Source organism: Promicromonospora soli (assembly GCF_014653785.1).
Taxonomy (GTDB): domain Bacteria; phylum Actinomycetota; class Actinomycetes; order Actinomycetales; family Cellulomonadaceae; genus Promicromonospora; species Promicromonospora soli.
Genome location: NZ_BNAS01000001.1, coordinates 1,056,471 through 1,078,385 on the forward strand (window position 1 = coordinate 1,056,471; position 21,915 = coordinate 1,078,385).

General features: G+C 70.7%; 27 protein-coding genes and 1 pseudogene. 16 read left to right on the forward strand and 12 right to left on the reverse strand.

From position 1 onward, the window contains the following. The first annotated feature begins 183 nt into the window (after positions 1-183). The 5 genes from IE250_RS04780 (at position 184) to IE250_RS04800 (ending at position 2,755) form a co-directional block, all read left to right on the forward strand. Positions 184-456 carry a hypothetical protein gene (locus IE250_RS04780; RefSeq protein WP_189668070.1) on the forward strand — a complete coding sequence of 91 codons (273 nt, stop codon included), beginning with the start codon at positions 184-186 and terminating at the stop codon, positions 454-456. 199 nt (positions 457-655) lie between these two features. Beyond that, positions 656-1,063 (forward strand): hypothetical protein, encoded by a 408-nt coding sequence (locus tag IE250_RS04785; RefSeq protein ID WP_189668071.1) that lies wholly within the window; start codon positions 656-658, stop codon positions 1,061-1,063. A gap of 13 nt (positions 1,064-1,076) precedes the next feature. Continuing rightward, a complete protein-coding gene (locus tag IE250_RS04790) occupies positions 1,077-1,301 on the forward strand; it encodes a helix-turn-helix transcriptional regulator (protein ID WP_189668072.1) in 225 nt (74 codons plus the stop codon). A gap of 172 nt (positions 1,302-1,473) precedes the next feature. After that, positions 1,474-2,208 (forward strand): hypothetical protein, encoded by a 735-nt coding sequence (locus IE250_RS04795; RefSeq protein ID WP_189668073.1) that lies wholly within the window; start codon positions 1,474-1,476, stop codon positions 2,206-2,208. A 112-nt stretch (positions 2,209-2,320) separates the two neighbouring features. Beyond that, on the forward strand, positions 2,321-2,755 hold the full coding sequence (locus IE250_RS04800; protein ID WP_189668074.1) for an SRPBCC family protein: 435 nt from the start codon (positions 2,321-2,323) through the stop codon (positions 2,753-2,755). Positions 2,756-2,914: 159 nt separating this feature from the next. Here IE250_RS04800 and IE250_RS25030 read toward each other — a convergent pair whose 3' ends face one another. From IE250_RS25030 to IE250_RS24810, 3 genes and pseudogenes are all read right to left on the reverse strand, one after another. Continuing rightward, a complete protein-coding gene (locus tag IE250_RS25030; protein ID WP_373301603.1) occupies positions 2,915-3,565 on the reverse strand; it encodes a pentapeptide repeat-containing protein in 651 nt (216 codons plus the stop codon). Between the two features lie 35 nt (positions 3,566-3,600). Continuing rightward, positions 3,601-4,386: pseudogene (locus IE250_RS25035) on the reverse strand (serine/threonine-protein kinase); the annotation flags it as partial. Positions 4,387-4,492: 106 nt separating this feature from the next. Next, entirely contained in the window at positions 4,493-5,410 is a 918-nt protein-coding gene (locus IE250_RS24810; protein ID WP_189668076.1) for a hypothetical protein, read from the reverse strand. A gap of 206 nt (positions 5,411-5,616) precedes the next feature. On the opposite strand from IE250_RS24810, the gene IE250_RS04815 reads away from it, so the two are divergent. From IE250_RS04815 to IE250_RS04825, 3 genes are read left to right on the forward strand one after another with little or no spacing between them, the layout of a single operon-like run. Continuing rightward, positions 5,617-6,792 (forward strand): UDP-N-acetylglucosamine--N-acetylmuramyl-(pentapeptide) pyrophosphoryl-undecaprenol N-acetylglucosamine transferase, encoded by a 1,176-nt coding sequence (locus IE250_RS04815; protein WP_189668077.1) that lies wholly within the window; start codon positions 5,617-5,619, stop codon positions 6,790-6,792. A gap of 27 nt (positions 6,793-6,819) precedes the next feature. Then, the gene (locus IE250_RS04820) at positions 6,820-7,728 is read left to right on the forward strand and encodes a ketopantoate reductase family protein (RefSeq protein WP_189668078.1); all 909 of its coding nucleotides are present in this window, start codon (positions 6,820-6,822) and stop codon (positions 7,726-7,728) included. 60 nt (positions 7,729-7,788) lie between these two features. Further along, positions 7,789-8,364 (forward strand): shikimate kinase, encoded by a 576-nt coding sequence (locus IE250_RS04825; protein ID WP_189668079.1) that lies wholly within the window; start codon positions 7,789-7,791, stop codon positions 8,362-8,364. Positions 8,365-8,503: 139 nt separating this feature from the next. Here IE250_RS04825 and IE250_RS04830 read toward each other — a convergent pair whose 3' ends face one another. Both IE250_RS04830 and IE250_RS04835 read right to left on the reverse strand, forming a co-directional pair. Continuing rightward, positions 8,504-8,896 carry a hypothetical protein gene (locus tag IE250_RS04830; RefSeq protein ID WP_189668080.1) on the reverse strand — a complete coding sequence of 131 codons (393 nt, stop codon included), beginning with the start codon at positions 8,894-8,896 and terminating at the stop codon, positions 8,504-8,506. A 49-nt stretch (positions 8,897-8,945) separates the two neighbouring features. Continuing rightward, on the reverse strand, positions 8,946-9,647 hold the full coding sequence (locus IE250_RS04835) for a class I SAM-dependent methyltransferase (RefSeq protein ID WP_189668081.1): 702 nt from the start codon (positions 9,645-9,647) through the stop codon (positions 8,946-8,948). 70 nt (positions 9,648-9,717) lie between these two features. Here IE250_RS04835 and IE250_RS04840 point away from each other — a divergent pair, with 70 nt between their 5' ends. The 4 genes from IE250_RS04840 to IE250_RS04855 all read left to right on the forward strand — a co-directional run bounded on the left by IE250_RS04840 (position 9,718) and on the right by IE250_RS04855 (position 12,432). Next, a complete protein-coding gene (locus IE250_RS04840; RefSeq protein WP_189668082.1) occupies positions 9,718-10,317 on the forward strand; it encodes a cysteine hydrolase family protein in 600 nt (199 codons plus the stop codon). 75 nt (positions 10,318-10,392) lie between these two features. Further along, entirely contained in the window at positions 10,393-11,076 is a 684-nt protein-coding gene (locus IE250_RS04845; RefSeq protein WP_189668083.1) for a YceI family protein, read from the forward strand. A gap of 40 nt (positions 11,077-11,116) precedes the next feature. Further along, positions 11,117-11,620, forward strand: a complete 504-nt coding sequence (locus IE250_RS04850) for a sigma-70 family RNA polymerase sigma factor (RefSeq protein WP_189668084.1) — start codon at positions 11,117-11,119, stop codon at positions 11,618-11,620. Further along, a complete protein-coding gene (locus IE250_RS04855; protein ID WP_189668085.1) occupies positions 11,617-12,432 on the forward strand; it encodes an anti-sigma factor family protein in 816 nt (271 codons plus the stop codon). The genes IE250_RS04850 and IE250_RS04855 overlap by 4 nt, the downstream gene beginning before the upstream one ends. Here IE250_RS04855 and IE250_RS04860 read toward each other — a convergent pair. Continuing rightward, positions 12,386-12,961 carry a nitroreductase/quinone reductase family protein gene (locus tag IE250_RS04860; protein ID WP_229872128.1) on the reverse strand — a complete coding sequence of 192 codons (576 nt, stop codon included), beginning with the start codon at positions 12,959-12,961 and terminating at the stop codon, positions 12,386-12,388. The two genes, IE250_RS04855 and IE250_RS04860, sit on opposite strands and share 47 nt — an antisense overlap. A gap of 41 nt (positions 12,962-13,002) precedes the next feature. Then, positions 13,003-13,374: a hypothetical protein gene (locus tag IE250_RS04865; protein WP_189668086.1), complete on the reverse strand. Its 372-nt coding sequence runs from the start codon at positions 13,372-13,374 to the stop codon at positions 13,003-13,005. Between the two features lie 131 nt (positions 13,375-13,505). Between IE250_RS04865 and IE250_RS04870 the strand changes: the two genes are divergently transcribed. Further along, complete coding sequence (locus IE250_RS04870) at positions 13,506-13,760, forward strand: type II toxin-antitoxin system Phd/YefM family antitoxin (protein ID WP_189668087.1); 255 nt, start codon at positions 13,506-13,508, stop codon at positions 13,758-13,760. Continuing rightward, complete coding sequence (locus tag IE250_RS04875) at positions 13,753-14,157, forward strand: type II toxin-antitoxin system VapC family toxin (protein WP_189668088.1); 405 nt, start codon at positions 13,753-13,755, stop codon at positions 14,155-14,157. Before IE250_RS04870 ends, IE250_RS04875 begins: the two co-directional genes overlap by 8 nt. Before the next feature lie 65 nt (positions 14,158-14,222). Here IE250_RS04875 and katG read toward each other — a convergent pair whose 3' ends face one another. Both katG and IE250_RS04885 read right to left on the reverse strand, forming a co-directional pair. Beyond that, positions 14,223-16,451 carry a catalase/peroxidase HPI gene (katG, locus tag IE250_RS04880; protein ID WP_189668089.1) on the reverse strand — a complete coding sequence of 743 codons (2,229 nt, stop codon included), beginning with the start codon at positions 16,449-16,451 and terminating at the stop codon, positions 14,223-14,225. A 146-nt stretch (positions 16,452-16,597) separates the two neighbouring features. Continuing rightward, positions 16,598-17,548: a helix-turn-helix transcriptional regulator gene (locus IE250_RS04885; protein ID WP_189668090.1), complete on the reverse strand. Its 951-nt coding sequence runs from the start codon at positions 17,546-17,548 to the stop codon at positions 16,598-16,600. Between the two features lie 90 nt (positions 17,549-17,638). On the opposite strand from IE250_RS04885, the gene IE250_RS04890 reads away from it, so the two are divergent. Next, positions 17,639-18,790: an epoxide hydrolase family protein gene (locus tag IE250_RS04890; RefSeq protein WP_189668091.1), complete on the forward strand. Its 1,152-nt coding sequence runs from the start codon at positions 17,639-17,641 to the stop codon at positions 18,788-18,790. A 108-nt stretch (positions 18,791-18,898) separates the two neighbouring features. Here IE250_RS04890 and aztD read toward each other — a convergent pair whose 3' ends face one another. The 3 genes from aztD to IE250_RS04905 form a co-directional block, all read right to left on the reverse strand. Continuing rightward, positions 18,899-20,176, reverse strand: coding sequence for a zinc metallochaperone AztD (gene aztD / locus IE250_RS04895; RefSeq protein ID WP_189668092.1), 1,278 nt, complete (start codon positions 20,174-20,176; stop codon positions 18,899-18,901). 128 nt (positions 20,177-20,304) lie between these two features. Next, positions 20,305-20,928, reverse strand: coding sequence for a DUF6518 family protein (locus IE250_RS04900; protein ID WP_189668093.1), 624 nt, complete (start codon positions 20,926-20,928; stop codon positions 20,305-20,307). Positions 20,929-21,051: 123 nt separating this feature from the next. Next, complete coding sequence (locus IE250_RS04905) at positions 21,052-21,468, reverse strand: (R)-mandelonitrile lyase (protein WP_189668094.1); 417 nt, start codon at positions 21,466-21,468, stop codon at positions 21,052-21,054. 44 nt (positions 21,469-21,512) lie between these two features. Between IE250_RS04905 and IE250_RS04910 the strand changes: the two genes are divergently transcribed. After that, a complete protein-coding gene (locus IE250_RS04910) occupies positions 21,513-21,911 on the forward strand; it encodes an aldo/keto reductase (protein WP_373301588.1) in 399 nt (132 codons plus the stop codon). The last annotated feature ends 4 nt before the right edge of the window (positions 21,912-21,915 follow it).

The window sequence follows — 21,915 nt, forward strand, 5'->3', positions numbered from 1 at the left end:
CCGGATGTGCGGTCCTACGTCTTGCGGAGCAGGCGACCGGGCGGCATCGCGACCCGTAGATCACCCCATACTGGCGATGCAGCCAAGGGCGGAAGGCCGTTCAATGGGTTGAGGGGGCGCGAGGATTGTTGATCAACGCCGCTCCATGGCTTGCACCTCGCGCTGAGGCAAGGAGGCCTACCCATGAAGAGAGTGCTAGCGATCGGCGCACTGGCAGCAGCGGCAACGTTCCTCGTCGCTCCGAGCGCATCAGCGACGATTCATCCGATCGTCGAATCAGCAGACTGTGCCAGCTCGACGGCCGATGCAGTACACCCGCTGGGCGACGTGGCCGACCCTCCGGGTCAGACCCCCGGACTGAACCACTCGGAGAGCAGCACGCTGCGCGCGGTCCAGGAAGCAATCGACACGCCCGCCGCCTTCGGTCACAAGCTCAACGGTGTTTGCGGACCGTAGGGAGAGGTGAGGGCCCAAGAACTTCGGACGGTTGTTTCCGATGATCCTCAATGCCGCGATGGTCGCGGGGTGAGGATCATCGGAAACAACCGTCCGAAGTTTGGCACACCGGTACCCCGACCCTCGCAGCAAGAGAGGGCGTACCTCCATTGAGTCAAGAACCCTTGACCATGTGTCAGGCACACCTTACATTCGTTCCATGACGAATCAGGCTCAGCCAGACCAAGTGACCCGCGCGGCTCGCCGCGCCATCCTCATCGACGGCCTACCCGTGATCACGCTGGGCGGGGTCGCCCTGGCGCTGGGCAGCAGCCCCGACCAGAGCACCACCCAGAAGGCTCTGTGGATCGCGGCTACTGCGGTGTTCGCGCTCGCCGTGGCCTGGGTCCTGCTGCGGGCGTTCCGGCGTGCGGACGAGTACCTGCGCAAGATCCAGCTGGAGAGCATGGCCGTCGCGTTCGCGGCCGTCCTCGTGGGACTGCAGGTGGCCACCGTGCTCGACTCCGCCGGCGTCGTCCCGCTCCATCAGCTCACGCAGCTGATCGTCATCGGCGGGCTGGCGATCTGGCTCGTGACCGCGGACCTGCGTACCCGCTTTCACCGGTGACTGCGGCGCGCCCATGAGGAACCGACTGCGCGAACTGCGAGCAGCCCGCCGATGGAGCCAGGCGGACCTGGCCGCCCGGTGCCAGGTCTCCCGACAGGCCATCAACGCCATCGAGACCGAGCGGTATGACCCCAGCTTGCCGCTGGCGTTCACCATCGCCGACGTGTTCGACCAGACCATCGAGGAGATCTTCCTGCCCGACCGGACAGACACGACGAACGAGCAAGACCCAGCCTGAGCAAGGTGTCCTCTCGAACCCCTGGTGGGCCTACTCCCCAGTCTGGTGCTGATCGGCTGCCTCATGCTCGCGGCGGGCGTGCAAGGGCGAACCGGTGCGGGACACATTCCGGGCAGACGCCGCGAGCGACGCGGCGCATGCCCGGGGAGCCAAGATGCGACGGAGCAGGTTGATGCGGGGCTGGGTGGTTGCCCTGGTGGCGCTGGTCGGTGGTTGCGCCCAGACCGGGGCAGCAGGCAGTGCGTCCGGTGACGCGGGGGAATACCTCTGCCAAGGCACGCGGGTCCCGGCGGCGGTGCTGACCGACGGCGCCACCACCGCCGACCAGCTCGGCGACGAGGCCGCCGCGGCGCTGGACGGGGCGAGCGTCCCCGGCATCGAGCCGGAGCGGTGGCGCGTGCTGACGGAGATCAGCACACAGGTCTACCTGATCCGAGAGCTGCCCGAGCCGCGCGACGCCGACGACGGCGAGCGGCGCACGCACGAGCTCCTGGGCATCGAGTGGACCGACCAGACTGAGGAGGGCGGCGAGGGCTGGCAGCTCTGGCGGCACGGCGACTGTGCCCTGCGCTACGACCTGGGCGGGCTCGGCGACGCGATAGTGGCGCTCGACCCCGACAACCCGCCGGACCCCGTGTCCTCCGAGGTGCACCTGCTCGTCACGGAGATCGCGTGCGCGGGCGGCGAGCCTGCCGACGGCCGACTCACGCTGGAGCGCCTGGTCGAGCTCGAGGACCGGGTGGAGCTCGTGATCGGCGTCGAAGCCCCGCCGGGGGACGCACAGACCTGCCAGTCCAACCCGCCGACGCCGTTCACCATCGAGCTGGACGAGCCGCTCGGCGACCGGACCCTGATGGACGGCGCCGTGTACCCGGAGCGGGAGCTGGCCGCGGTCGCGAAGGTGTAGTGACAGCTGGTCCGGTCGACCCGAACTAACGACGGCCAGCGCGCACACCACCACGAGTGGGGCACCCTGGAAGTGACCGCGGGCTGGGGCGAGTCATCAAGGAGCGAGAGACATGACCGAGACGTACGTCGCGACGGCGACGATCACCATCGACGCGGCGCCAAGTCACGTGTGGTCGGTGCTCACGGACCGGGATGCGATCAAGGAGTTCATGTTCGGCACCGAGGTATCCACCGACTGGATCGTCGGCGGGCCGATCATCTGGCGCGGCATGTGGGAGGGCAGGGAGTACCAGGACAGGGGCACGATCCTCGAGCTCGAACCCGGACAGCGGTTCGTGCACACCCACTTCAGCGGGCTCAGCGGCCAGGACGACAAGCCCGAGAACTACCACACGCTCACCTGGACGCTCGACGAGTCGGAAGCCGGAAAGACACAGCTGACACTGTCTCAGGACAACAACGCCACCCCTGAGGAGGCCGAGCACTCGAAGGCGATGTGGGAGAGCCTCGTAAAGAGCGTCAAGGAGATCGCTGAGCGAGCCTGAGATCGTGCGCCATCGGGAAGAGGACTCCAATTATCTGGCTGCCGTAGAGACGGCGGCAGCGGTCGAGCTGGCCGTCCCATCCGCCGCCAGGCTCGACTCTTCTAGCCCTGCCCTTTCGAGCCGGACCCTTTCGAGCCGGACCCTTTCGAGTCTGTCTCTTTAGGACCTTTCTCTTTCGGATCTTTCTCCTTCGGGCCCGACTCTTCCGGGGTCGAAGGGGCCGGGTTCGAGGGGGCCGGGGTCGAAGGAGCCGGCGTCGAAGGGGCCGGCGTCGAAGGAGCCGGCGTCGAAGGAGCCGGCGTCGAAGGAGCCGGAGTCGAAGGACCCCGCGTTGAAGGAGCCGGAGTCGAAGGACCCCGCGTTGAAGGAGCCGGAGTCGAAGGACCCCGCGTCGAAGGAGCCGGAGTCGAAGGACCCGGCGTCGAAGGAGCCCGGCTCGAGGGGGCTGGGCTCACGGAGGGTCCCGCCGTGCCATCGTCGAGAACCGTGCCGACCGGGCTCTGGTTCGTCGGGTCTTCGTCGCCCGCAAGCACCCAGACCAGTCCTGTGACGGCGAGCAGGGCGATGAGCCCCGCGCCGCCCAGCGCGAGCAACACACGGGGCGGGAGTCCAGTGCGCGCGTGAGGGTCCGGTTGCGAGGCGTCCACGGTCGGTAGGACGACCGTCGGGCTCCCCGACGGGGGCGGGGTCGGCGGGGTCGGCGCCAGCGGGGTGGGCGCCAGCGGGGGCGGTGGTGGCGGTGTCGGTGCCAGCGGTGGCGGTAACGGCACCGCCGCGGCCGGGAGGACCGCGGTCATGCCCTGCCCGGATCCCGGCGCCGCCGTCCGGTTCCGGCGCAGGGCCGCGACAGCGCCCGCTCGTCGTTGGGGGTCTTTCGCGAGCAGGTCATCGACGACCTTGTCCACCCAGGCCGGTACGTCGGGGCGCCGGGCGCGAACCCGCGGCGGCCGCGCGTCAAGATGCTGCCGTAGCAGCCCCATGGGGTGCTCGGCCGCGAACGGTGGCTGCCCGGTCAGCATCGCCATCAGCACGCAGCCCAAGGCGTAGTGGTCACTGGCAGCGGTCGCAGCCTCACCCCGAGCTTGTTCCGGTGAGAGGAAGGCGGCACTGCCGAAGACGGTTCCGCCGGCAGTCAGCTGAGGCGCCGTCGCCTCGGCGAGTCGCGCGATCCCGAAGTCCAACACCTTCAGCTGTCCGTGCTGATCGAGCATCAGATTGCCCGGCTTCACGTCGCGGTGAACCACACCGACCATGTGAACGGCATCAAGCCCCTCTGCCGCCTGCCGGGCCAGATCCAGGGCGAACGTGACCGAGAGCGGCCCCCGCTCCTGGATGAGCTCAGCCACCGTCGGTCCTGACAGCAGCTCCATGACGAGGAACGCGAGGCCCTCCTCGATACCGGCGTCGTAGACCGAAACCACGTTGGGATGGGACAGCGCAGCCGCCGCGGTTGCCTCATGGCGGAACCGCTCCGCCGCTCGATCATCTGCCGCCGCCCCGATGTCGAGCACCTTGACCGCCACCTCGCGGCCAAGTACCCGGTCGTAGCCGACCCACACCTCGCCCATGCCGCCATGAGCGAGCGTCTGCCGCAGCTCGTACCGCGCCCCCAGGACCTCGCCGGGAGTCATACGGCCATCATGCGCTGGATCTCTGGCGCCCGCATGGACCACGGCTGGCCCGGCAGCTCACCCGGGTCCCGGCACGTCCGGACGCGCATCCGGGTGCTCAGGACGGCTACGGGGCGCCGGTCGGCTCGGGCGTGGTCGTGGGAGAAGGAGTGGGGTCCGGCGTCGGGTCAGGGGTCGGCTCGGGTGTGGGCTCGGCGCTCGGCCGCGGCGTCGGCTCGACGGTCGGGGCCGGCGCGGTCGCTGTCGGCGTCGCCGTGCCACCGCCGGCCGAACCGCTGCCGCTGGTGGGGCCGGTGCTGCCACCATCGGAGCCGACGTCGGTGGTCTCGCCGCCGCCCGACCCGGCGGTCCCTGCGCCGCCCTGGTCAGGCCACGTCTCGGAGCCCGCCGTCGTACCTCCGGACCCGTTGTCCGAAGTCCGCTGTGCGGCCTGGTCGGCCAGGACGCTCCGGACGTCCCCGATGGTCGACGCTGCGTCGAGAATGGCCGAACGACACGCGTCCAGGCGCTCGACGTAAGCGACTGTGCGCTCAGGACTGTCGCCCCCCGGCGGCCGGACCGCAAGAGCAGCCAGCCCGGCGTCGAGCGCACCGCGCAGGCTCCGCAGCGCCGCAGGGGACGCCGCACTCCGAGCGGCAGCCTGAGCATGGATGGTCTTGCCGGCCTCGACCGCGTCCGCAAGACGGGTTCGTGCCTCGGCGACGCGCCGGTCCAGCTCGGCGGCACCGCCCAGCAACTGAGCGCCTGGGACGACAACCTGCACATCCAGGGCTCCCGCCACGGCCGGCCCGCCGTCGACGTCGCTCGGGTGGTCGCCCCGCAGCGCGATCACCCCTCCTATGCTCAGCGCGACGACGGCGAGCGTCACACCGGCGGCCACTACGGCCCGGCGCCGCGAGCGCGCCTGGTCAGGGACCGGACCGGCCACGCTGGTGTCCGCCGACGACGATGCGGCCTCGCCGTCGGCGGGCGAACCGGACGGCGTCACAAGGTCCCCCGCCGACACCAGAACTGAACCCGGCAAACGGGCGCCTACCCGTGCCGGTTCGATGTGCTCAAGGTGGCGTGTTGGCCTCGGGTTCTCCCTCACAGCGCGGACGATAGCGCCTTTGGGTGAAATGTCGGTTAAGGGCCGTCTCGTACCAGCCCACAACAGCGAGGCCCCACCTCCCGATCGATCCTCTACAGTTGGCCCGCGCCCGCACCCCCGTCGTCCAGGGAGATGTCTTCGTGAGTTCACACCCGCGCGAGTTCCGTCTACTCGTCACCGGCGGCGGGACCGGGGGCCACACCTACCCGGCGCTCACCACGCTTCGCACGCTCCAGGCCAGGCTCGCCGATGCCGGCACCCCGGTAGGGGCCCTGTGGGCAGGAACCGCCGACGGCCTGGAGTCCCGGATCGCAGCCTCCGAAGGCATCCGGTTCACCCCGGTCGCCACAGGCAAGCTCCGCCGGGCGAGCAACCCGCTGGGCATGCTCACGGCCACCAACATGAAGGACATGGCGCGCGTGCCGCTCGGCGTCGCGCAGGCCAGGTCGATCGTTGCCGAGTTCCGGCCGGACGTGATCCTGTCGACCGGCGGCTACGTCGCCGTCCCGATCGGGCTCGCCGCCGGCCTGCTGCGGCGCCCGCTCGTGGTGCACGAGCAGACCGTGCGGCTGGGGCTGGCCAACCGTGCCCTCGCCCGCAGCGCGACCCGCATCGCGGTGTCCTCCCCCTCGACCCTGGACCTGCTGCCGGCCTCCCTGGTCGGGCGGGCCGTGGTGACCGGAAACCCGGTTCGCGCCGAGGTCATGTCCGGGGAGGCGATCAAGGCCGTCGACGCGCTCGGCCTCGACTCGTTCGACCCGAACCTTCCGGTCATCTACGTGACGGGCGGGGCGCAGGGGTCGGTCCAGATCAACACGCTGATCGCCGAGTCGCTGCCGTGGCTGCTGCAGCGGGCGAACGTGATCCACCAGTGCGGGCCGAACAACCTGCAGGAGATGTTCGACCGGACCGCCACCCTCCCGGCGGACCTCGCCGCTCGGTACCGGTTGCTCGGGTTCCTCGGCGCTGAGCTGCCGGACGTGCTCGCCCTGGCCGACGTCGTCGTCTCCCGTAGCGGTGCCGGGACGATCGCCGAGCTGACCGCGCTGGGCAAGCCCTCCATCCTGCTCCCGCTGTCATCGTCGGCAGGGAACGAGCAGGCGCACAACGCTCGCCGGCTCCAGGACCTGGGAGCGGCCGTCACCCTGGAGGGCGACGTCGCCGAGGCGGACCTCCGGGAGGCTGTCGGCCCGCTGCTGGCCGACGACGGGCGGCGCGCGCGCATGGCCCACGCCGCCCGGGAGCACGGACGTCCGGACGCCGCCGAACGGCTCGTCGACGTCCTGCTGGAGGTTGCGCGGACGGCCCGCGCCTGAGGCTGGGCCGCTCCCTACTATTGGCCCATGTCTGACAACCTCATCGCAGTCATCGGCCCCGGGGCGATCGGGGGCCTCGTCGCCGCCATGCTCCAGCAGGCGGGGCACGACGTCGTCGTGGTCGCCCGGCAGAAGACCGCCCGGCAGGTCACGGAGCACGGCCTGGACGTGCAGACCGACGCGTTCGGCACCTGGCACGCGCCGCTCGCCGCGGCGACAGAGGTCCCGCGCGGTGCACGGGTCGTCGTGGCGGTCAAGGCGGAGGGCGTCGCGGACGCCGCCAAGCTGCTCGCCGATGCCGCGCCCACCGAGGTGTTGTCCCTGCTCAACGGCCTGGACCACCTCGACGTGCTGCGGGCTGCGCAGCCCGGCGTGCGCGTCGTCGGCGCCACCATTGCCGGCGAGACGCTACGCACCGGTGCGGGCGGCTTCGGCCCGGCCCTGGTCCGCCACCGTGGAAACCTCCTGCGGATGGTCGTGCCCGACGACGCCGCGGAGCTCGGCGTCGTCGCCGCACTGCGAAGCACGCCGATCGAGGTTGACACCGGCGGGACCGACGCCGAGGTGCTGTGGAAGAAGCTCCGCTTCCTCGCGCCACTCGCACTGCTGACGACCACCTGGGAGACCGGCATCGGGGACGCGCTGACCCGCGATCCACGGCTGACGAGCGGTCTGCTCGCCGAGATCGCGGCGACCGCGACCGCCGAGGGCGTGCCGACCACAGGTGAGGACCTGGCCGGCATCCTGGGCGGCTTCCCTGCGCCGATGCGTTCCTCGCTGCAGGCCGACGTCGAGGCAGGCAGGCCGGGCGAGCTCGACGCCATCGGCGGGGCGGTAAGCCGGCGGGCGGCGGCGCACGGCATCGCCACGCCGGTGGTCGACGACGTCATCGCCAGGATCAGTTCGCGGGCGCGGGACGCCGCCACGCCGGTGTGATTGACACCCGCCGGCGCGATACTGTCGGACATTTCGCCCACTCCGACGGGAGCACTGTCCATGATTCTGGTTGGCCCGCTCGCGGCCGGGAAGTCGACGCTCGGTGCGCTTGTCGCCGAGCGGCTCGGGCACCCGTTCGTCGATATCGATGACATCGCCTGGTCCTACTGCGCCGAGGTCGGCTGGAGCCTGGACCGGCTCCTCGAGCGCGACCAGGCGGTCGGCTGGGCCGCCGCGGAACGCGAGTGGGAACCGGCCCGCGCGCACGCCGTGCAGCGAGCCGTCGCAGACCACCCGGACGCGGTCATCGCCTTCGGCGCCGGCTACACCAGCTTCACCAGCCCTGCCTGCGCCGATCAGGTGCGTCGGGCGCTGGCGCCGATCCCCGACGTCATCCACCTGCTCCCCAGCCCCGACCCTGAACGTTCCGTTGCTGTGCTGCGTGAGCGCGCGATCGCGAGCAGGGGCAAGGACTGGATCATCGAGGGCCACGACTGGATCGCCGAATGGGTGGCAGACCCGCTGGCCGGCGAGGTCGCCGCCGCCACCGTCTTCACTGAGGGGATCAGCCCCGAAATGTCGGCCGAGGAGCTCGTGCGGCTCCGGGAATGTCTGCTGGCAGAGCTGGCCGCGTAGAGGCCAGTAACCACCGGCCGGCGCCGTCAAGAGGCGCGCCAGGACCTCGGACCTCCGCGGCCTCGGCGCGTGGCCGGAGCGCGATCGACAGGCGTACCCGGCACCTTCGGTGGTGACGAGCCCCGCTCCTGTTAGGCCGTTACGAGTCCAGCCACCGCTCGTACTGCATGGAGAACCGTGCCGACCTGGTCTCATCACCCGGCACGTGATCTGTCACCCAAGTGCACACGCGCCGCAGATCCAGCACTCCCCGGAAGGCACACACCCTGCCGTCGGGCAGCACCTCGGCCGCCAGTTCCTCGCCAGACATCCCAGCCGGAGCGTCGACCGTCAGCTCCCGCCAGCAGCCCCCGGAACCGCAGCCCTTGCCCTCGGCGGTCACCCGCGCGCCGTCGGGCAGCGCAGGAAGGGACGACGCCGGTGGCATGGCGGCCTCGTCGGTCGCCAGCGACAGCAGGGGCAGCGATAGGCCCACTGCTGCGACCACCGCGAGCGCGACCACTCCCCTGACTACCGTTCGGGTTCGGAACATGCGCAGACTCTACGGCTGCCCTCCGCCTCAACCTGGAGCCGGACCGGCGTCAAGCCGTAAAGAGGCCGGCGTTCAGGAAGTCGGCACCGAACGTGCCCGCGACGTCGTCGCGCACAGGCCGCACGTCGAGGGGACGCAGCGGTGCGAAGATCCGCTCCAGGTCATCGAGCAGGAACGACATCCCTCCGCCCAGATCGCCGCTGGTGAGCACTTCGCCGTCGGACGGGCTCGGCTGGCGCTCCTGGGAGAACGCGACGACCGCGTACTTCCCGCCCGGCGCGAGCAGCGGCAGTACCCGCTCCCGGTAGGTGATCCGCCGATGCGGCGCCAGGTGGTGGAAGCAGCCGGAGTCGTAGATGAGGTCGAACGGCCCGGCGGGCAGCGGGTCGCGCAGCACGTCGAGCGCGGTCACGCTCATCGATTCCGGGAGCTCGTGTCGGACGGCGTCGAGCAGCGGAGCGGCCAGGTCCACGCCGACGACGTCGGCGCCCCACTCTGCCAGCCAGGCACCGTTGCGGCCGTTGCCGCATCCGACGTCGAGCACCCGGGCGCCATCCAGGTCGCCGAGCAGGCCGCGGTCGTACCAGTCCACGAGCGGCTCGTCCGGGAGGCGGGAATTGAGCGGATGCCCCTCACGCGTGAGCATGGCAGTCCAGTAGTCGGCCGCGTCTCTCGTCACGTCACCCCGGCGGCTTTCCGCCACCACCCGGTCCAGCTCGTCGAACAGCTCGTTGATGCTCCCGATCCGCATCCGCCCATTTTATCGGTCTTGGCCCCATCATGGTCCGCCCAGCCAACCAGTTCAGAGAGGTTCCCTGCCCATGACCACCGTTGCCCTCGTCATCGACCTGCAGGTCGGCGTCGTCCGCGGATGCTTCGACGCCGATGGCGTCGTGGCCCGGTCCGCCGCCCTCGTCGAGCGTGCCCGCAGCACCGGAACCCCCGTTGTCTGGGTGCAGCACCACGCGCCAGACCTCGAACGGGGCACTCCGGGCTGGGGCCTCGCCGACGGCCTGACGCCGCGGCCGGACGAACCGCTCGTCCACAAGGCGTATCGCGACGCGTTCGCCGAGACCGGGCTCCGCGAGGTGCTCGACTCGCTGGGCGCCACGCGGCTGGTGGTCGTCGGCGCGCAGTCCGACTTCTGCGTCCGGACCACCACCCAGCGCGCCGCCTCGCTCGGCTACGACGTGACGCTCGTGAGCGACGGCCACACCACCACTGACACCGAGTGGGACGGCGTGAAAATCACGGGCGAGCAGATCGTCGCCCACACGAACATGTACTTCTCGGGGCTCCGCTACCCGGAGGGCACGTTCACTGTGGCCCGCCACGACGACGTCGCCCTCGGCCAGGCCCACCACCCGACCGAACTCACCGAGCCCGCCCCCATTCCCCAACCCAATCCCGGACCCGATTGAACCGACTCCCCTCTTCACCCGTAGTAAGGGACAGTGGCCGACATCGGATCGGCCTGCGAACGAGAGGGGCGGAACGTGCGCAGAGGGACCAAGGTGGCGGTAGGCGTCGGTGCGGCGGTGGTCGTGGTCGGTGCGGCGGCGGGGATCTTCGGGCCGGGCCTGTACGCGGACTGGGCGAACGAGGCGGCTGCGGACGCACCCGCCCTCGAGCAGTCGGCAGTTCCGCTGGACGACGCCGAGGCGGCCGCCGGCACGTGGACCGTGAGCGAGGGATCGTTCGCGGGGTACCGCGTCGAGGAGGTGCTGCAGGGCCAGGACGTGACGGTCACCGGCCGGACCGAGGACGTCACCGGCTCGGTCACGGTCGCGGACAGCACCATCAGCGAGGCAAACATCGAGGTCGACGTCGCTAGCGTGGCGACCGACGAGGCGGCCCGCGACGCATACTTCCGGGACCAGGCGATGCAGGCCGGCGAGTTCCCGACCGCCACCTTCGAGCTCACGGAGCCGGCGACGATCGAGGAGGGCGCCACGACGGTCGAGCTGACCGGCGACCTCACGGTCCACGGTGTCACCCAGCCGGCCACCGTCGACGCCGAGGTCGCGGGAGACGCGGCCAACGGCGACGTCGTGCAGGTCATCGGCAGCGTGCCGATCACGTTCGCCGACTTCGGCGTCGAAGCGCCGTCGCTGGGTTTCGTGACGGTGGAGGATGAGGGCAGCATCGAGTTCTCGCTGCAGCTGCAGCCCGAGCAGTAAAGACCGCAGGACGGCACGTTGACCAGGAGAGGAGCCGCTCGTGGGCGCCGAGGATGAGCTCCTCGAGGCGGTGCACGACACGCACGCCGGTGCGCTGTACCGGTACGTCGTGCGCCGCACGGGCGACGAGGAGGAGGCGCGCGACGTCGTGCAGGAGACCCTCCTGCGCGCGTGGCGCCACCCCGAGGTGCTCGAGCGCTCCGAGGATTCCGTGCGCGCCTGGCTGTTCACGGTCGCGCGGAACCTCACGGTCGACCACCTCCGCAGCGCCCGGCGCACCCGCGAGCGCGTCACCGGCCACGTGCCCGACCGCGAGGAGCGCGACACGACCCAGGCCGTGCTCGACTCGTGGCTCGTCGCCGACGCGCTGGTCTCGCTCTCGCCGGCGCACCGGGCGGTCGTCGTAGGCGCTTACTACGGCGGCCGCTCGGTGGCCGAGCTCGCGACCGAGCTGGGCATCGCGCCCGGGACGGTGAAGTCGCGCCTGCACTACGGCCTCCGCGCGCTGCGCCTGGCGCTGCAGGAGAAAGGAGTCACGGCATGAACCCGGCAGCAGATGGACACGGTGTCGACCAGTACGCCGAGTGGGACGCGGCGTACGTGCTCGGCGCCCTGAGCCCGAGCGACCGTCGCACGTACGAGCGGCACCTGGCCGAGTGCCCCGCGTGCCGCGCCGCCGTGGCCGAGCTCGCCGGCATGCCCGGCCTGCTCAGCACGCTCACGGCCGCACATGCGGAGGCGCTGGTCGCGGACCCGCCCGAGACGGCCGAGCTGCGTGACGGCGACGCGCCCGCCCGGTCCGGCGTCGGCCCGGGTGACCTGGCGCCGGTGATCCCGCTCGCAAGCCTCGCTCGCGCGGCGCGCAGGTCCCGCTTCCGACGCCGGACGCTGGGCGCCGTGGCCGCGAGCGCCCTGGTGGTCGCGGGGGCGGTCGGTGGTTCGGTCTTCGCCGACCGTGGCCCGTTCGGGTCGCCGGACGTCGGGGGCACGACGCCGCCGTCGGCCACCTTGGCCGATGCCCGGACCATCGAGCTGCGCCCCGTGAACGGGGCGGACATGCGCGCCGAGGTGACCGCAACTCCCACCGACTACGGGACGAAGCTCGAGTGGCGCTGCCACTACCCGCGCAAGCCCGGGGAGCAGACCGACAGCGGGTACGTGCCGCCGGAGCCGATCGAGTACGAGCTGGTCCTGGTGGGCCAGGACGGCGGGCGCACGGTCGCGGCGACCTGGTCCTGGTCGGGTGGTGTGGAGCCGAATCTGGACGCCTCGTCGGCCGTGCCGCTGACAGACATGGACCGGATCGAGATCAGGTTCGACGGGGAGGACGAGGCGCTCGCGACGGCGACGCTATGACGTTGGCTCGGAGTCGGTGGTCTTCGAAGCCGTGGGGCTCGGTCCATGGCTCCAGGACCACTACCGCGGTCTCGGTCGACCGGAGCGCGGCGTAGGCGTCCAGGTGGTGGTCGACCTCGTGCCATCTGGCCCACAGGCGCGTCCGCTCGTCGCCCCGTGCGGCCCGCCCCCGCACGGTGCGGGACTCGTCGACGAGATCAACCGTGGCCTCGGCATGCGCCTGGAGGTTGAGCCACCAGGCCGGCTCTCCGTCGACCCAGCCGTTCATCGCCAGCGAGATCAGGTCCGGGCCGTCCTCGATGTAGGCGAGGATCACGCTGTGCTCGCACCCGGTGCGGCGTCCGGTGGTGGTCAGTCGGAGCGTTCCCCAGCTGTTCGCCTTCGGACGCTTGAGGCCGAGCCGGCCTCCGGTGAAGCGGTACAGGCGGCGATGGAGCCCCCACACCGTGCGGACGAACCAGCGCGGCGGCACTCGCACCGGCTTGTCCTCAGCCGGCCTGCGTTCGACTGACTTGCTCTCGTTCGACACGATGACCCTCCGACCCTCGGGTCTTGCCTGGTCCTATCCGGTTATCCCAGTGCGATGGGGAGGCTCAGTGCTGCCAGGACTACTGTCACCGGCACCATCGTGAAGCGCTCCGGCTTGCTCCGTGAGATCGCGTTCAGCCCGATGCCGAGCACAAAGTAGGCGAACACGACCCACATACCCACGATAGAGAATCCGCCGGGAAACGCCTCGACGGTTCCAGCGCGGTCGAGGGCGATAAACGCGATGACGGCGTAGATGAGGATCGCCACCGCGCTGCCGATCCTGAGCCGGCGCGGCAGGATCCGATGCTGCCCACCCCAGGCGAAGTGCCCGATCGGCGCGCCGAAGACCAGCGCGAGCTGAAAGATCGCCAGCAGCGCGAGCAGGGCGGTGAGAAGCAGCGCGGCGGTCACCCTCGGAGTGTAGGGACGTTCTGGTGCGGATTGGCGGGAATGCGAGGGGGTTCACCCGGTTGCCAGCGCGGGTGTTCCGCGTGAGTTCGCAACTCCTGGCCTGGTGTAGCACGCGATGCTACGGTGAATGCATGACGGAACAGATCAGCCAGCGAGAGCTGCGCAACGACAGCGGGCGCATCATGCGTGCCCTCGATGAGGGCCGCACCTTCATCGTGAGCCGCAACGGGCACCCCGTCGGCGAGCTGCGTCCGCTGCGGCGCCAGCGATTCATTGCCGCGCAAGCGGCTGTGGAGATTTTCCGGCACGCACCGAGCCTCGACTGGAGCGCCGTCCGGGACGACATCGACGAGTACGTGGACCAGGACATCGAGCCCCGTGGCTGAGCGCCTCCCGAACGGGCTGCTCGATACGTCCGTCGTGATCGACCTTGAGACCATCCCTGCCGAGGATCTACCGGTCGAGGTCGCGATCTGCGCCATCACGCTGGCAGAGCTGGCCGCAGCTCCGGCCGCTGCCAAGGACGCAGCGGAGCGCGCGCGCCGCCAGGACAGGCTGCAGAGGACCGAGGCCGCCTTCGACCCGATCCCATTCGATCTCGAGGCGGCACGTAGCTACGCCAGGGTTTACGCCGCCGTTGTGGCCCAGGGGCGCAAGCCGCGCCGTCGCCTGGCCGATCTACTGATCGCCTCGGTCGCGATCGCCGAGGATCTTGCTGTCGTCACTCGCAACCCTGACGACTTCGTCGGCCTGGAAGAACTCGTCGAGGTCGTCGCGGTCTGAGCTGAAAGGCCTCTGGCGCCGGCCGTAGCCGACGCCAGAGGTGACCAAGCCGTTGAGCTCAGCCGTCAGGCGACGTCGAACCGGTCAAGGTCCATGACCTTCGCCCACGCCTGGACGAAGTCGGTCACGAACTTCTCCTTCGCGTCGTCGCTCGCGTACACCTCGGCGAGCGCGCGCAGCTCGGAGTTCGAGCCGAACACCAGGTCGGCCCGACTACCGGTCCACCGAGCCGCTCCGGTCTCGTCGCGCGCCTCGAAGATCTCCTGGTCCGGGGACGCGGCAGTCCAGGTGGTGCCCAGGTCGAGGAGGTTGACGAAGAAGTCGTTGGTCAGCGAGCCGGGGTTCTCCGTGAGGACGCCCAGCGACGACCCGTCGAAGTTTGCCCCCAGCACGCGCAGACCGCCGACCAGCACCGTCATCTCCGGCGCGCTCAGGTTCAGCAGGTTCGCCCGGTCGAGGAGCAGGTACTCGGTGGGGAGGCCGTTGGACTTGCCGACGTAGTTCCGGAACCCGTCCGCGGCCGGCTCGAGCCAGGCGAACGACTCCACGTCGGTCTGCTCCTGGGTGGCGTCGACGCGCCCGGGCGTGAACGGCACCTCGATGTCGAGGCCTCCCGCCTGCGCGGCCTGTTCGAGGCCGACGCCGCCCGCCAGCACGATCACGTCCGCCAGCGAGACCGGGACCCCCGAGGATGCGTTGAAGCTCTCCTGGACGCCCTCCAGCGTGCGCAGCACGGGCGCGAGCTCGTCGGGGTTGTTGACCGCCCAGCCCTTCTGCGGCTCCAGCCGGATGCGCGCGCCGTTCGCGCCGCCGCGCTTGTCGCTGCCGCGGAACGACGCCGCCGACGCCCACGCCGTGGACACGAGCTGCGAGACGGTCAGGCCGGAGCCGGCGATGAGGCCCTTCAGCGTCGAGATCTCCGCGGCACCGATCGCCTCGGCCGGTGCCGCGGGCAGCGGGTCCTGCCAGATCAGGGTCTCCTCGGGCACCTCCGGGCCGAGGTAACGGGCCTTGGGGCCCATGTCGCGGTGGGTCAGCTTGTACCAGGCGCGCGCGAACGCGTCCGCGAGCTCGTCAGGGTTCTCGTAGAAGCGCCGCGAGATCTGCTCGTAGACCGGGTCCAGCTTCAGCGCCAGGTCCGTGGTGAGCATCGTCGGGGCGTGGCTCTTCGAGGGGTCGTGCGCGTCGGGGATGGTTCCGTCGCCGCCGTTGGCGACCCACTGGTTCGCGCCGGCCGGGCTCTGCGTGAGCTCGTACTCGTACTCGAACAGGTTGTGGAAGAACCCGTTGCCCCACTGGGTCGGCGTGCTGGTCCAGGTGACCTCGAGCCCGCTCGTGATGGTGTGGCTGCCGTGGCCGGTGCCGTAGGCGTTCTTCCAGCCGAGGCCCTGCTCGTGGAGGCCCCCCGCCTCGGGCTCCGGGCCCACGTGGTGGTCGGGCGCGGCGCCGTGGGTCTTGCCGAAGCTGTGCCCACCGGCGATCAGCGCGACGGTCTCCTCGTCGTTCATCGCCATGCGGCGGAATGTCTCCCGGATGTCGCGGGCGGCCAGCAGCGGGTCCGGGTTACCGTTCGGCCCCTCCGGGTTCACGTAGATGAGGCCCATCTGCACGGCTGCCAGCGGGTTCTCCAGCTCGCGGTCACCGCTGTACCGCTCGTCGTCGAGCCACCCGGTCTCGGGGCCCCAGTACACGTCCTCGTCCGGCTCCCAGACGTCCTCGCGACCGCCGGCGAAGCCGAAGGTCTTGAAGCCCATCGACTCCAGCGCGACGTTCCCGGACAGGATCATCAGGTCGGCCCAGGAGATCTTCTGGCCGTACTTCTTCTTCACCGGCCACAGCAGACGCCGCGCCTTGTCGAGGTTTGCGTTGTCCGGCCAACTGTTCAGCGGGGCGAACCGCTGCTGACCCGCACCACCGCCGCCGCGGCCGTCGTGCGTGCGGTAGGTGCCCGCACTGTGCCAGGCCATTCGGATGATGAGGGGGCCGTAGTGCCCGAAGTCCGCCGGCCACCAGTCCTGCGACGTCGTGAGGACATCGGCGATGTCCTGCTTCACCGCGGCCAGGTCGAGGCTCCCGAACTCCTCGGCGTAGTCGAACTCCGCACCCAGCGGGTTCGCCACAGCGGGGTTCTTGGCGAGGATCTTGACGTTGAGCCGGTTCGGCCACCACTGGCGGTTTCCGCCGCCCGCGGTCGGGTGCGGCGCACGTGCGCCTGCACCGTGCACGACCGGGCAGCCGCCGCCGGCCGGAGCCTCTTCGTTCGCCTGGTAGACGTTTCCCTGGTTCTCGGACATGGGTTCCTTCCGGACGTGTCGGTCGCGTCGGTAACGGCCACGCTGGGGCGCGTCACCCGCAGACCCACACCCCGCAGCATCTGCTGCGCCTCCGAAGCCGTAACCACGGTCACACCCTGTCGGTCCTTCTGGAATCGGTCAAGTTTTCACCCGTGCACCGCCGCCGCGTACCGCCGGGACAGCTCCGCCAGGTGGTCGACCAGGCCTTGCGGCTCCCGAACCGTGAAGTCGAGCCCGAGCATGCCGATCCACACCGCTACCGTCTCGATGCTGTCCCCGCCTGTGACGAGCACACTCGTCCCGTCCTCCGCCGGCTCGACGGTCCCGACGGCCGGGTTGATGCGGGCGAGCACCTCGTCCGCCGGCGCATGCACCAGGATCCGGGCGTGTACGGCCCACCCCGTACGCGCGACCTCGCGCACCACGAACTCGGTCAGGTCGAACGGAGGATCGGCGGGCACGAACCGCCGTCCGCCCGGCGTACGCAGCTCCAGCCAGTCCACGCGGAACGGCTGCCACTCCCCCGACGAGACGTCCCGCCCGACGAGGTACCACCGGCGCTGCCAGGCCACGAGCCGGATCGGCTCCACCTCGTGCGGCTCCTCGCGGTACCAGCAACGCAGCCCCTGGTGGTCGCGGATAGCGGCGGCCAGCTCGGTGAGCAGGCCTGGGTCGACGGCGGGGTCCTCCACGTTGCTGTCCGTGTTCACCGGACCGGCGCTGGTGGCGGAGCGCAGCGCGGCGACCTGGCGGCGCAGCCGGTCGGGCAGCACCTGCTCCAGCTTGCCGAGCGCCCGGGCGCTGCTCTCCTCGATGCCCGTCACGACGGTCGCGGCCCGCAGCCCGACCGCGATGGCCACCGCCTCCTCGTCGTCGAGCAGCAGCGGGGGCAGCTTGCCGCCCACGCCCAGCCGGTACCGGCCGCCCGGCCCGCGGACGCCGTCGACCGGGTACCCAAGGTCCCGCAGCCGGGCCATGTCGTTGCGCACCGTGCGGTCGGTGACGTCCAGCCGGGCCGCGAGCTCCGGTCCGGTCCACTCGGCACGGGACTGCAGCAGGCCCAGGAGGGCGAGCAGCCGCCCCGCCGTCGTACTCATCGCGGCTCCTCACGACTCTCCGGAAATTGCTCGAACCCTGTCCAGGATAGAGGAAAGAAACGTTCCTGAATCGCCCATAGAGTCGGAGACATGGAGACCAAGAGCAACACCACAGAGATCCGCCCCTTCCGCATCGAGATCCCGCAGGCCGACCTCGACGACCTGCAGGACCGCCTCGCCCGCACCCGCTTCGCGCCGGCCGCGCCGGGCGACTCCTGGGACTACGGGACCCCGGAGGCCTACCTCCGCGCGTCGGTCGATCACTGGCGCACCGCGTTCGACTGGCGTGCGGTCGAGGAGCGCGCCAACGCGTTCCCGCAGTACCTGACCGAGATCGACGGGCAGACGGTGCACTTCCTGCACGTCCGTTCGGCCGAGCCGAGCGCACGGGCCCTGGTCCTGACCCACACCTACCCGGGGTCGTTCCTCGACTTCCTCGACATGATCGGCCCGCTCACCGACCCGGTCGCGCACGGCGGCCGCGCGGAGGACGCCTTCCACGTCGTCGTCCCCTCGATCCCCGGCTTCGGCTTCAGCACCCCGCTCAGCGAGCCGTCCGACGGCGGGAGCTGGACCATGGCCCGCGTCGCCCGCACCTGGGACGCCCTGATGCGCCGGCTCGGCTACGAGTCGTACGGCACCCACGGCAGCGACGCCGGCACCATGATCGGCCGCGAGCTCGCGGTCATGGACCCCGAGGGCTTCCTGGGCGCCCACCTGCTGCAGCTCTTCTCCTTCCCGTCCGGCGCGGAGGGCGAGATGGACGGGTTCGGCCCCAAGGAGTTCGCCGCGCTGGCGCACATGCAGTGGTTCCAGAGCGTGGGCGGGTACAACGCGATGAACGCCTCCCGCCCCCAGACCATCGCCGCCGGGCTCAGTGACTCGCCCGTCGCGCAGCTCGCCTACAGCGAGCTGTTCGAGAACTTCGGCAACGGCACCAGCCTGGTGTCCCTCGACCAGGTGCTGGCCCAGGTCAGCCTCTACTGGCTGACCAACACGGCGGCGACGGCGGTGCGCTACCACTACACCGAGCAGCGCTCCGGCGCGGAGCCCGTGGTGAGCACGGGCCGGATCGGCGTCGCGGTCTTCGCGGACGACTTCCAGACCATCCGGTCGCTCGCCGAGCGGGACAACGCCCGCATCGAGCACTGGGCCGAGTACCCGAAGGGCGGCCACTTCGCGGCCATGGAGGTACCGGAGCTCGTGGTCGAGGACCTGCGGACGTTCTTCGCCGAGGCCTGAGCGCGCAGGACTCGCGCGGTCAAGCCTCCAGCCCCGCTGGTCGAGCTTGTCGAGACCTGGATCTCGACAAGCTCGACCAGCGAGGACGGAGGCTCCGAGGTGCCGGCGTCAGTGGCTGTGCGCCTCGGTGCCCAGCACGCCGTTCAGCTCGTTCGGCGTGACGCCGAGCTCAGCCGACTTCCAGACCTCACCCGTCTCGACGTCGACCGCGTGGATCGAGTCGTTCGCCGGGTCGGTCACGTACACGGAACCGTCCAGGGAGAGGATCGCGGGGCGCGGGTCCTGCCACTCGATCGGCTCCTCCCACTCGTCGATCACCGGGATCGACTTCGTGAGCTTCGCAGTCTCCGGGTCGATCACGTGCACCTGGCCGTCCGTGCCGAGCACGAGGGCCTCGCCCTCGTCGCCCCGCGCGAGCGACCGGAAGGTGTACGACGACGGCAGGTCGACCAGCTCGAGCCCTCCGTCACGCGTGTCGATCAGCGAGACCCGTGTGGGCCGCTCCAGCTCGGCGTCCTTGTCCGTCTTGTAGTCGCCCAGCACGAACGGCGACACCTCGGTGCCGGCCTGGTTGCCGATGCGGCCGTACTTGTCCGGCGCGTCCACCTTGGTGATCTTGCCGTCCTTGTAGAGCACGGCGCCGTCCTCGCAGCCGATCAGCACCGCCTCGTCGGCCGCCACGGACTCACCATGCACGCCGGGGCAGTCGTCGGAGGCGGCGATCTCCTCGCCGTCGCCGTCGAGCGCCCGGATGCCGGTGCGCGCCTCCTCGGTGCCCTCGGAGACCACCAGCGTGTCGTCGGTCAGCTCGACCGCGACGCCGTGATGGGCCGACGGCGTCGTGTACTCCCGGGCCGCGGAGTCGGCGTCGGCCACATGCTCCGAGTCGAGCACGCGCACCTGGCCCGTGCCGTCGTCGAACAGCGCGGTGCGGCCCTCGTGGACCACGACGTGACCGGGCTCGACGGCGTCGTAGGCCACGTCGGTGAGCGTGGGCTCCGCGGTCCAGTAGTGGGAGTGGTCGCCGTGCGCCTCGGCCCAGGTGCCCAGGTCGAGCGCCTGGAACTTGCCACCGGTCGAGACCAGCAGGTGACGCTCGTCGCCGGCGGGGTTCAGCCGGTTGAAGCCCTCCAGCGCGATGTCGCCGACGGGCTCGAGGCTCATCGCGTCGAGCACCAGGACACCGCCGTCGTAGGTGACGGCGATGCGCGGCGTGCGCGACTGCACCTCGGTGGCATCGGGCGCCTCCTGCTCGCCGGTCCCGGCGGACGCAGACTCCGAGGCCGCGCCGGACGCCGAACCGCCCTCGGCGGCGCATGCGCTCAGCAGGACGAGGGACAGCGCGACGCCGAGGCCTGCGGCCGCGCGGGTGGTGTGATTTCGCATCGTTGGTCGGGCGGCTCGGTCCGGGCCGCCCGCTCCTTCCTTCTGGAATGACAATCATTCTCGTTACCGACGGAGAGTAGCCGGATATGAGAACGATTCTCAAGTTGCCGAGCCTCAGGGAGGCGCGGCTACAGGCTCGTGTACGCGACGAAGAACGCCGTCGCGACGACTGCCGTGCCGCCGATCGCCAGGGCGACGGGCAGCGCGCCGCGGATGCGGCGGACGAGCACACCGGCCAGCAGCACCAGGCCGGCCACGCCGATCGCCGTCCAGTACACGGGGCTCGTGCTCTCGTGGACGATCGTCAGGCCGTAGACGGACTCCCCGACGCCGATGCCCGCGAGCAGCGCCGTGCCGAGCGCCGCGCGGACGCCCGTGGCGCGCATCCAGGACGCCGCGACTCCGACGAACGGGCCGGCCACCACACCCACGACGGAGAAGAACAGCGGGTCGTAGAAGTAGCCCCGCACCTGGGACGCCACCGTGTACCCGAGGACGAGCAGCACGAAGCTCGTCGCTCCCAGCACGGCTGCGGGCACGGTGCGCGCCCTGGACCAGTACACGAGCAGCGCGGTGAGGACCGTCCAGCCGCTGGAGGAGTTCGCGAAGGAGACGATCTCGTCCGGCAGGAACCCCTGCGCGTACGACGTCAGGCCGCCCAGCACGAAGCTCAGGATCACGACGAGCGCGATCCGCACCACTGGGTGCGAGATGCCCACACGGGCGGACGGGGTCTGAGTGGCCGTGGTCATGGCGGAAAATCTACGGACCGGCGTCGCCCCCCGCATCGAGCCCAGGGCGGACAGCTCGTACGTCCCAGGGTGGACATCGAGGTGGCCGTCGTGCACCCAGGCGATGCGCCGTCGCGGACGCGGTCAGCTCACCGGGCCGTCGGCCGCGCGGTACTCCTCGTCGGTGACGTGCTCCAGCCAGATCGTGGTCTTGTCCGGGTCGTCGGCGTTGTCGAGCATGGCGAGGTGCTCCATGAAGCTGTCCGATGCCGCGCCGTGCCAGTGCTCCTCGCCCGGCGGGCAGTAGGCGGTCTGGCCGGCGTGCAGCTCGACCCGGTCGCCCCCGCGTGCCTGCACCCAGGCGACGCCCTGGGTGATGTGGAGCGTCTGACCGAGCGCGTGCGAGTGCCACGCGGTGCGGGCACCGGGCGCGAACCGGACCCTGGCAACGATCATGCGCTGGCCCGCGGTGCGCGGGGCCGCAATCGGATCGAGCCATACGTCGCCCGTGAAGCGCTCGGGCGGGTTCTTGATCGTCGGGGTTCGGGGGTCGATGTCCATGGATCGACGTTAGGCACAGACCGGCGCCACAGGCACGCCCTGCCGTGACCGGTACTGCCAATCACTCCCTCACGCTGGCCGCCGACGCCGAGCACGGCATCCTCTCGCAGGCCTGGTCCCCGATCGGCGGCATCACCTTCTACCGCGAGGGCCCGAACGGGGGCGGCAGCACGCTCGACGACTCCACGATCGCTGGCATCGCCAAGGCCCACGGCAAGACGGCGGCCCAGGTGATGCTCCGCTGGCACCTGCAGGAGGGACGGTCGGCCATCCCCAAGTCGGTCACGCCGCACCGCATCGAGGAGAACCTCGACGTCTTCGACTTCGAGCTCTCGGATGCCGAGCTGAGCGCCGTCGACGCGCTCGACCAGGCCGTGCGCCGCGGGCCGGAGCCCGCCTCCCTGACACTCCAGGCCGCCGGATTCAAGATTCCGGAGGCCTGAGCCC

What these genes read in the sequence shown, in the direction of transcription:
- IE250_RS04855 (WP_189668085.1), top strand. Translation starts at nt 11,617, where the DNA reads ATGAACCCGGCAGCAGATGGACACGGTGTCGACCAGTACGCCGAGTGG.
- IE250_RS04835 (WP_189668081.1), bottom strand. Translation starts at nt 9,647, where the DNA reads ATGCGGATCGGGAGCATCAACGAGCTGTTCGACGAGCTGGACCGGGTG.
- IE250_RS04830 (WP_189668080.1), bottom strand. Translation starts at nt 8,896, where the DNA reads ATGTTCCGAACCCGAACGGTAGTCAGGGGAGTGGTCGCGCTCGCGGTG.
- IE250_RS04790 (WP_189668072.1), top strand. Translation starts at nt 1,077, where the DNA reads ATGAGGAACCGACTGCGCGAACTGCGAGCAGCCCGCCGATGGAGCCAG.
- IE250_RS04795 (WP_189668073.1), top strand. Translation starts at nt 1,474, where the DNA reads ATGCGGGGCTGGGTGGTTGCCCTGGTGGCGCTGGTCGGTGGTTGCGCC.
- IE250_RS04905 (WP_189668094.1), bottom strand. Translation starts at nt 21,468, where the DNA reads ATGGACATCGACCCCCGAACCCCGACGATCAAGAACCCGCCCGAGCGC.
- IE250_RS04800 (WP_189668074.1), top strand. Translation starts at nt 2,321, where the DNA reads ATGACCGAGACGTACGTCGCGACGGCGACGATCACCATCGACGCGGCG.
- aztD (WP_189668092.1), bottom strand. Translation starts at nt 20,176, where the DNA reads ATGCGAAATCACACCACCCGCGCGGCCGCAGGCCTCGGCGTCGCGCTG.
- IE250_RS04890 (WP_189668091.1), top strand. Translation starts at nt 17,639, where the DNA reads ATGGAGACCAAGAGCAACACCACAGAGATCCGCCCCTTCCGCATCGAG.
- katG (WP_189668089.1), bottom strand. Translation starts at nt 16,451, where the DNA reads ATGTCCGAGAACCAGGGAAACGTCTACCAGGCGAACGAAGAGGCTCCG.
- IE250_RS04780 (WP_189668070.1), top strand. Translation starts at nt 184, where the DNA reads ATGAAGAGAGTGCTAGCGATCGGCGCACTGGCAGCAGCGGCAACGTTC.
- IE250_RS04785 (WP_189668071.1), top strand. Translation starts at nt 656, where the DNA reads ATGACGAATCAGGCTCAGCCAGACCAAGTGACCCGCGCGGCTCGCCGC.
- IE250_RS04825 (WP_189668079.1), top strand. Translation starts at nt 7,789, where the DNA reads ATGATTCTGGTTGGCCCGCTCGCGGCCGGGAAGTCGACGCTCGGTGCG.
- IE250_RS04885 (WP_189668090.1), bottom strand. Translation starts at nt 17,548, where the DNA reads ATGAGTACGACGGCGGGGCGGCTGCTCGCCCTCCTGGGCCTGCTGCAG.
- IE250_RS04820 (WP_189668078.1), top strand. Translation starts at nt 6,820, where the DNA reads ATGTCTGACAACCTCATCGCAGTCATCGGCCCCGGGGCGATCGGGGGC.
- IE250_RS04840 (WP_189668082.1), top strand. Translation starts at nt 9,718, where the DNA reads ATGACCACCGTTGCCCTCGTCATCGACCTGCAGGTCGGCGTCGTCCGC.
- IE250_RS04870 (WP_189668087.1), top strand. Translation starts at nt 13,506, where the DNA reads ATGACGGAACAGATCAGCCAGCGAGAGCTGCGCAACGACAGCGGGCGC.
- IE250_RS04900 (WP_189668093.1), bottom strand. Translation starts at nt 20,928, where the DNA reads ATGACCACGGCCACTCAGACCCCGTCCGCCCGTGTGGGCATCTCGCAC.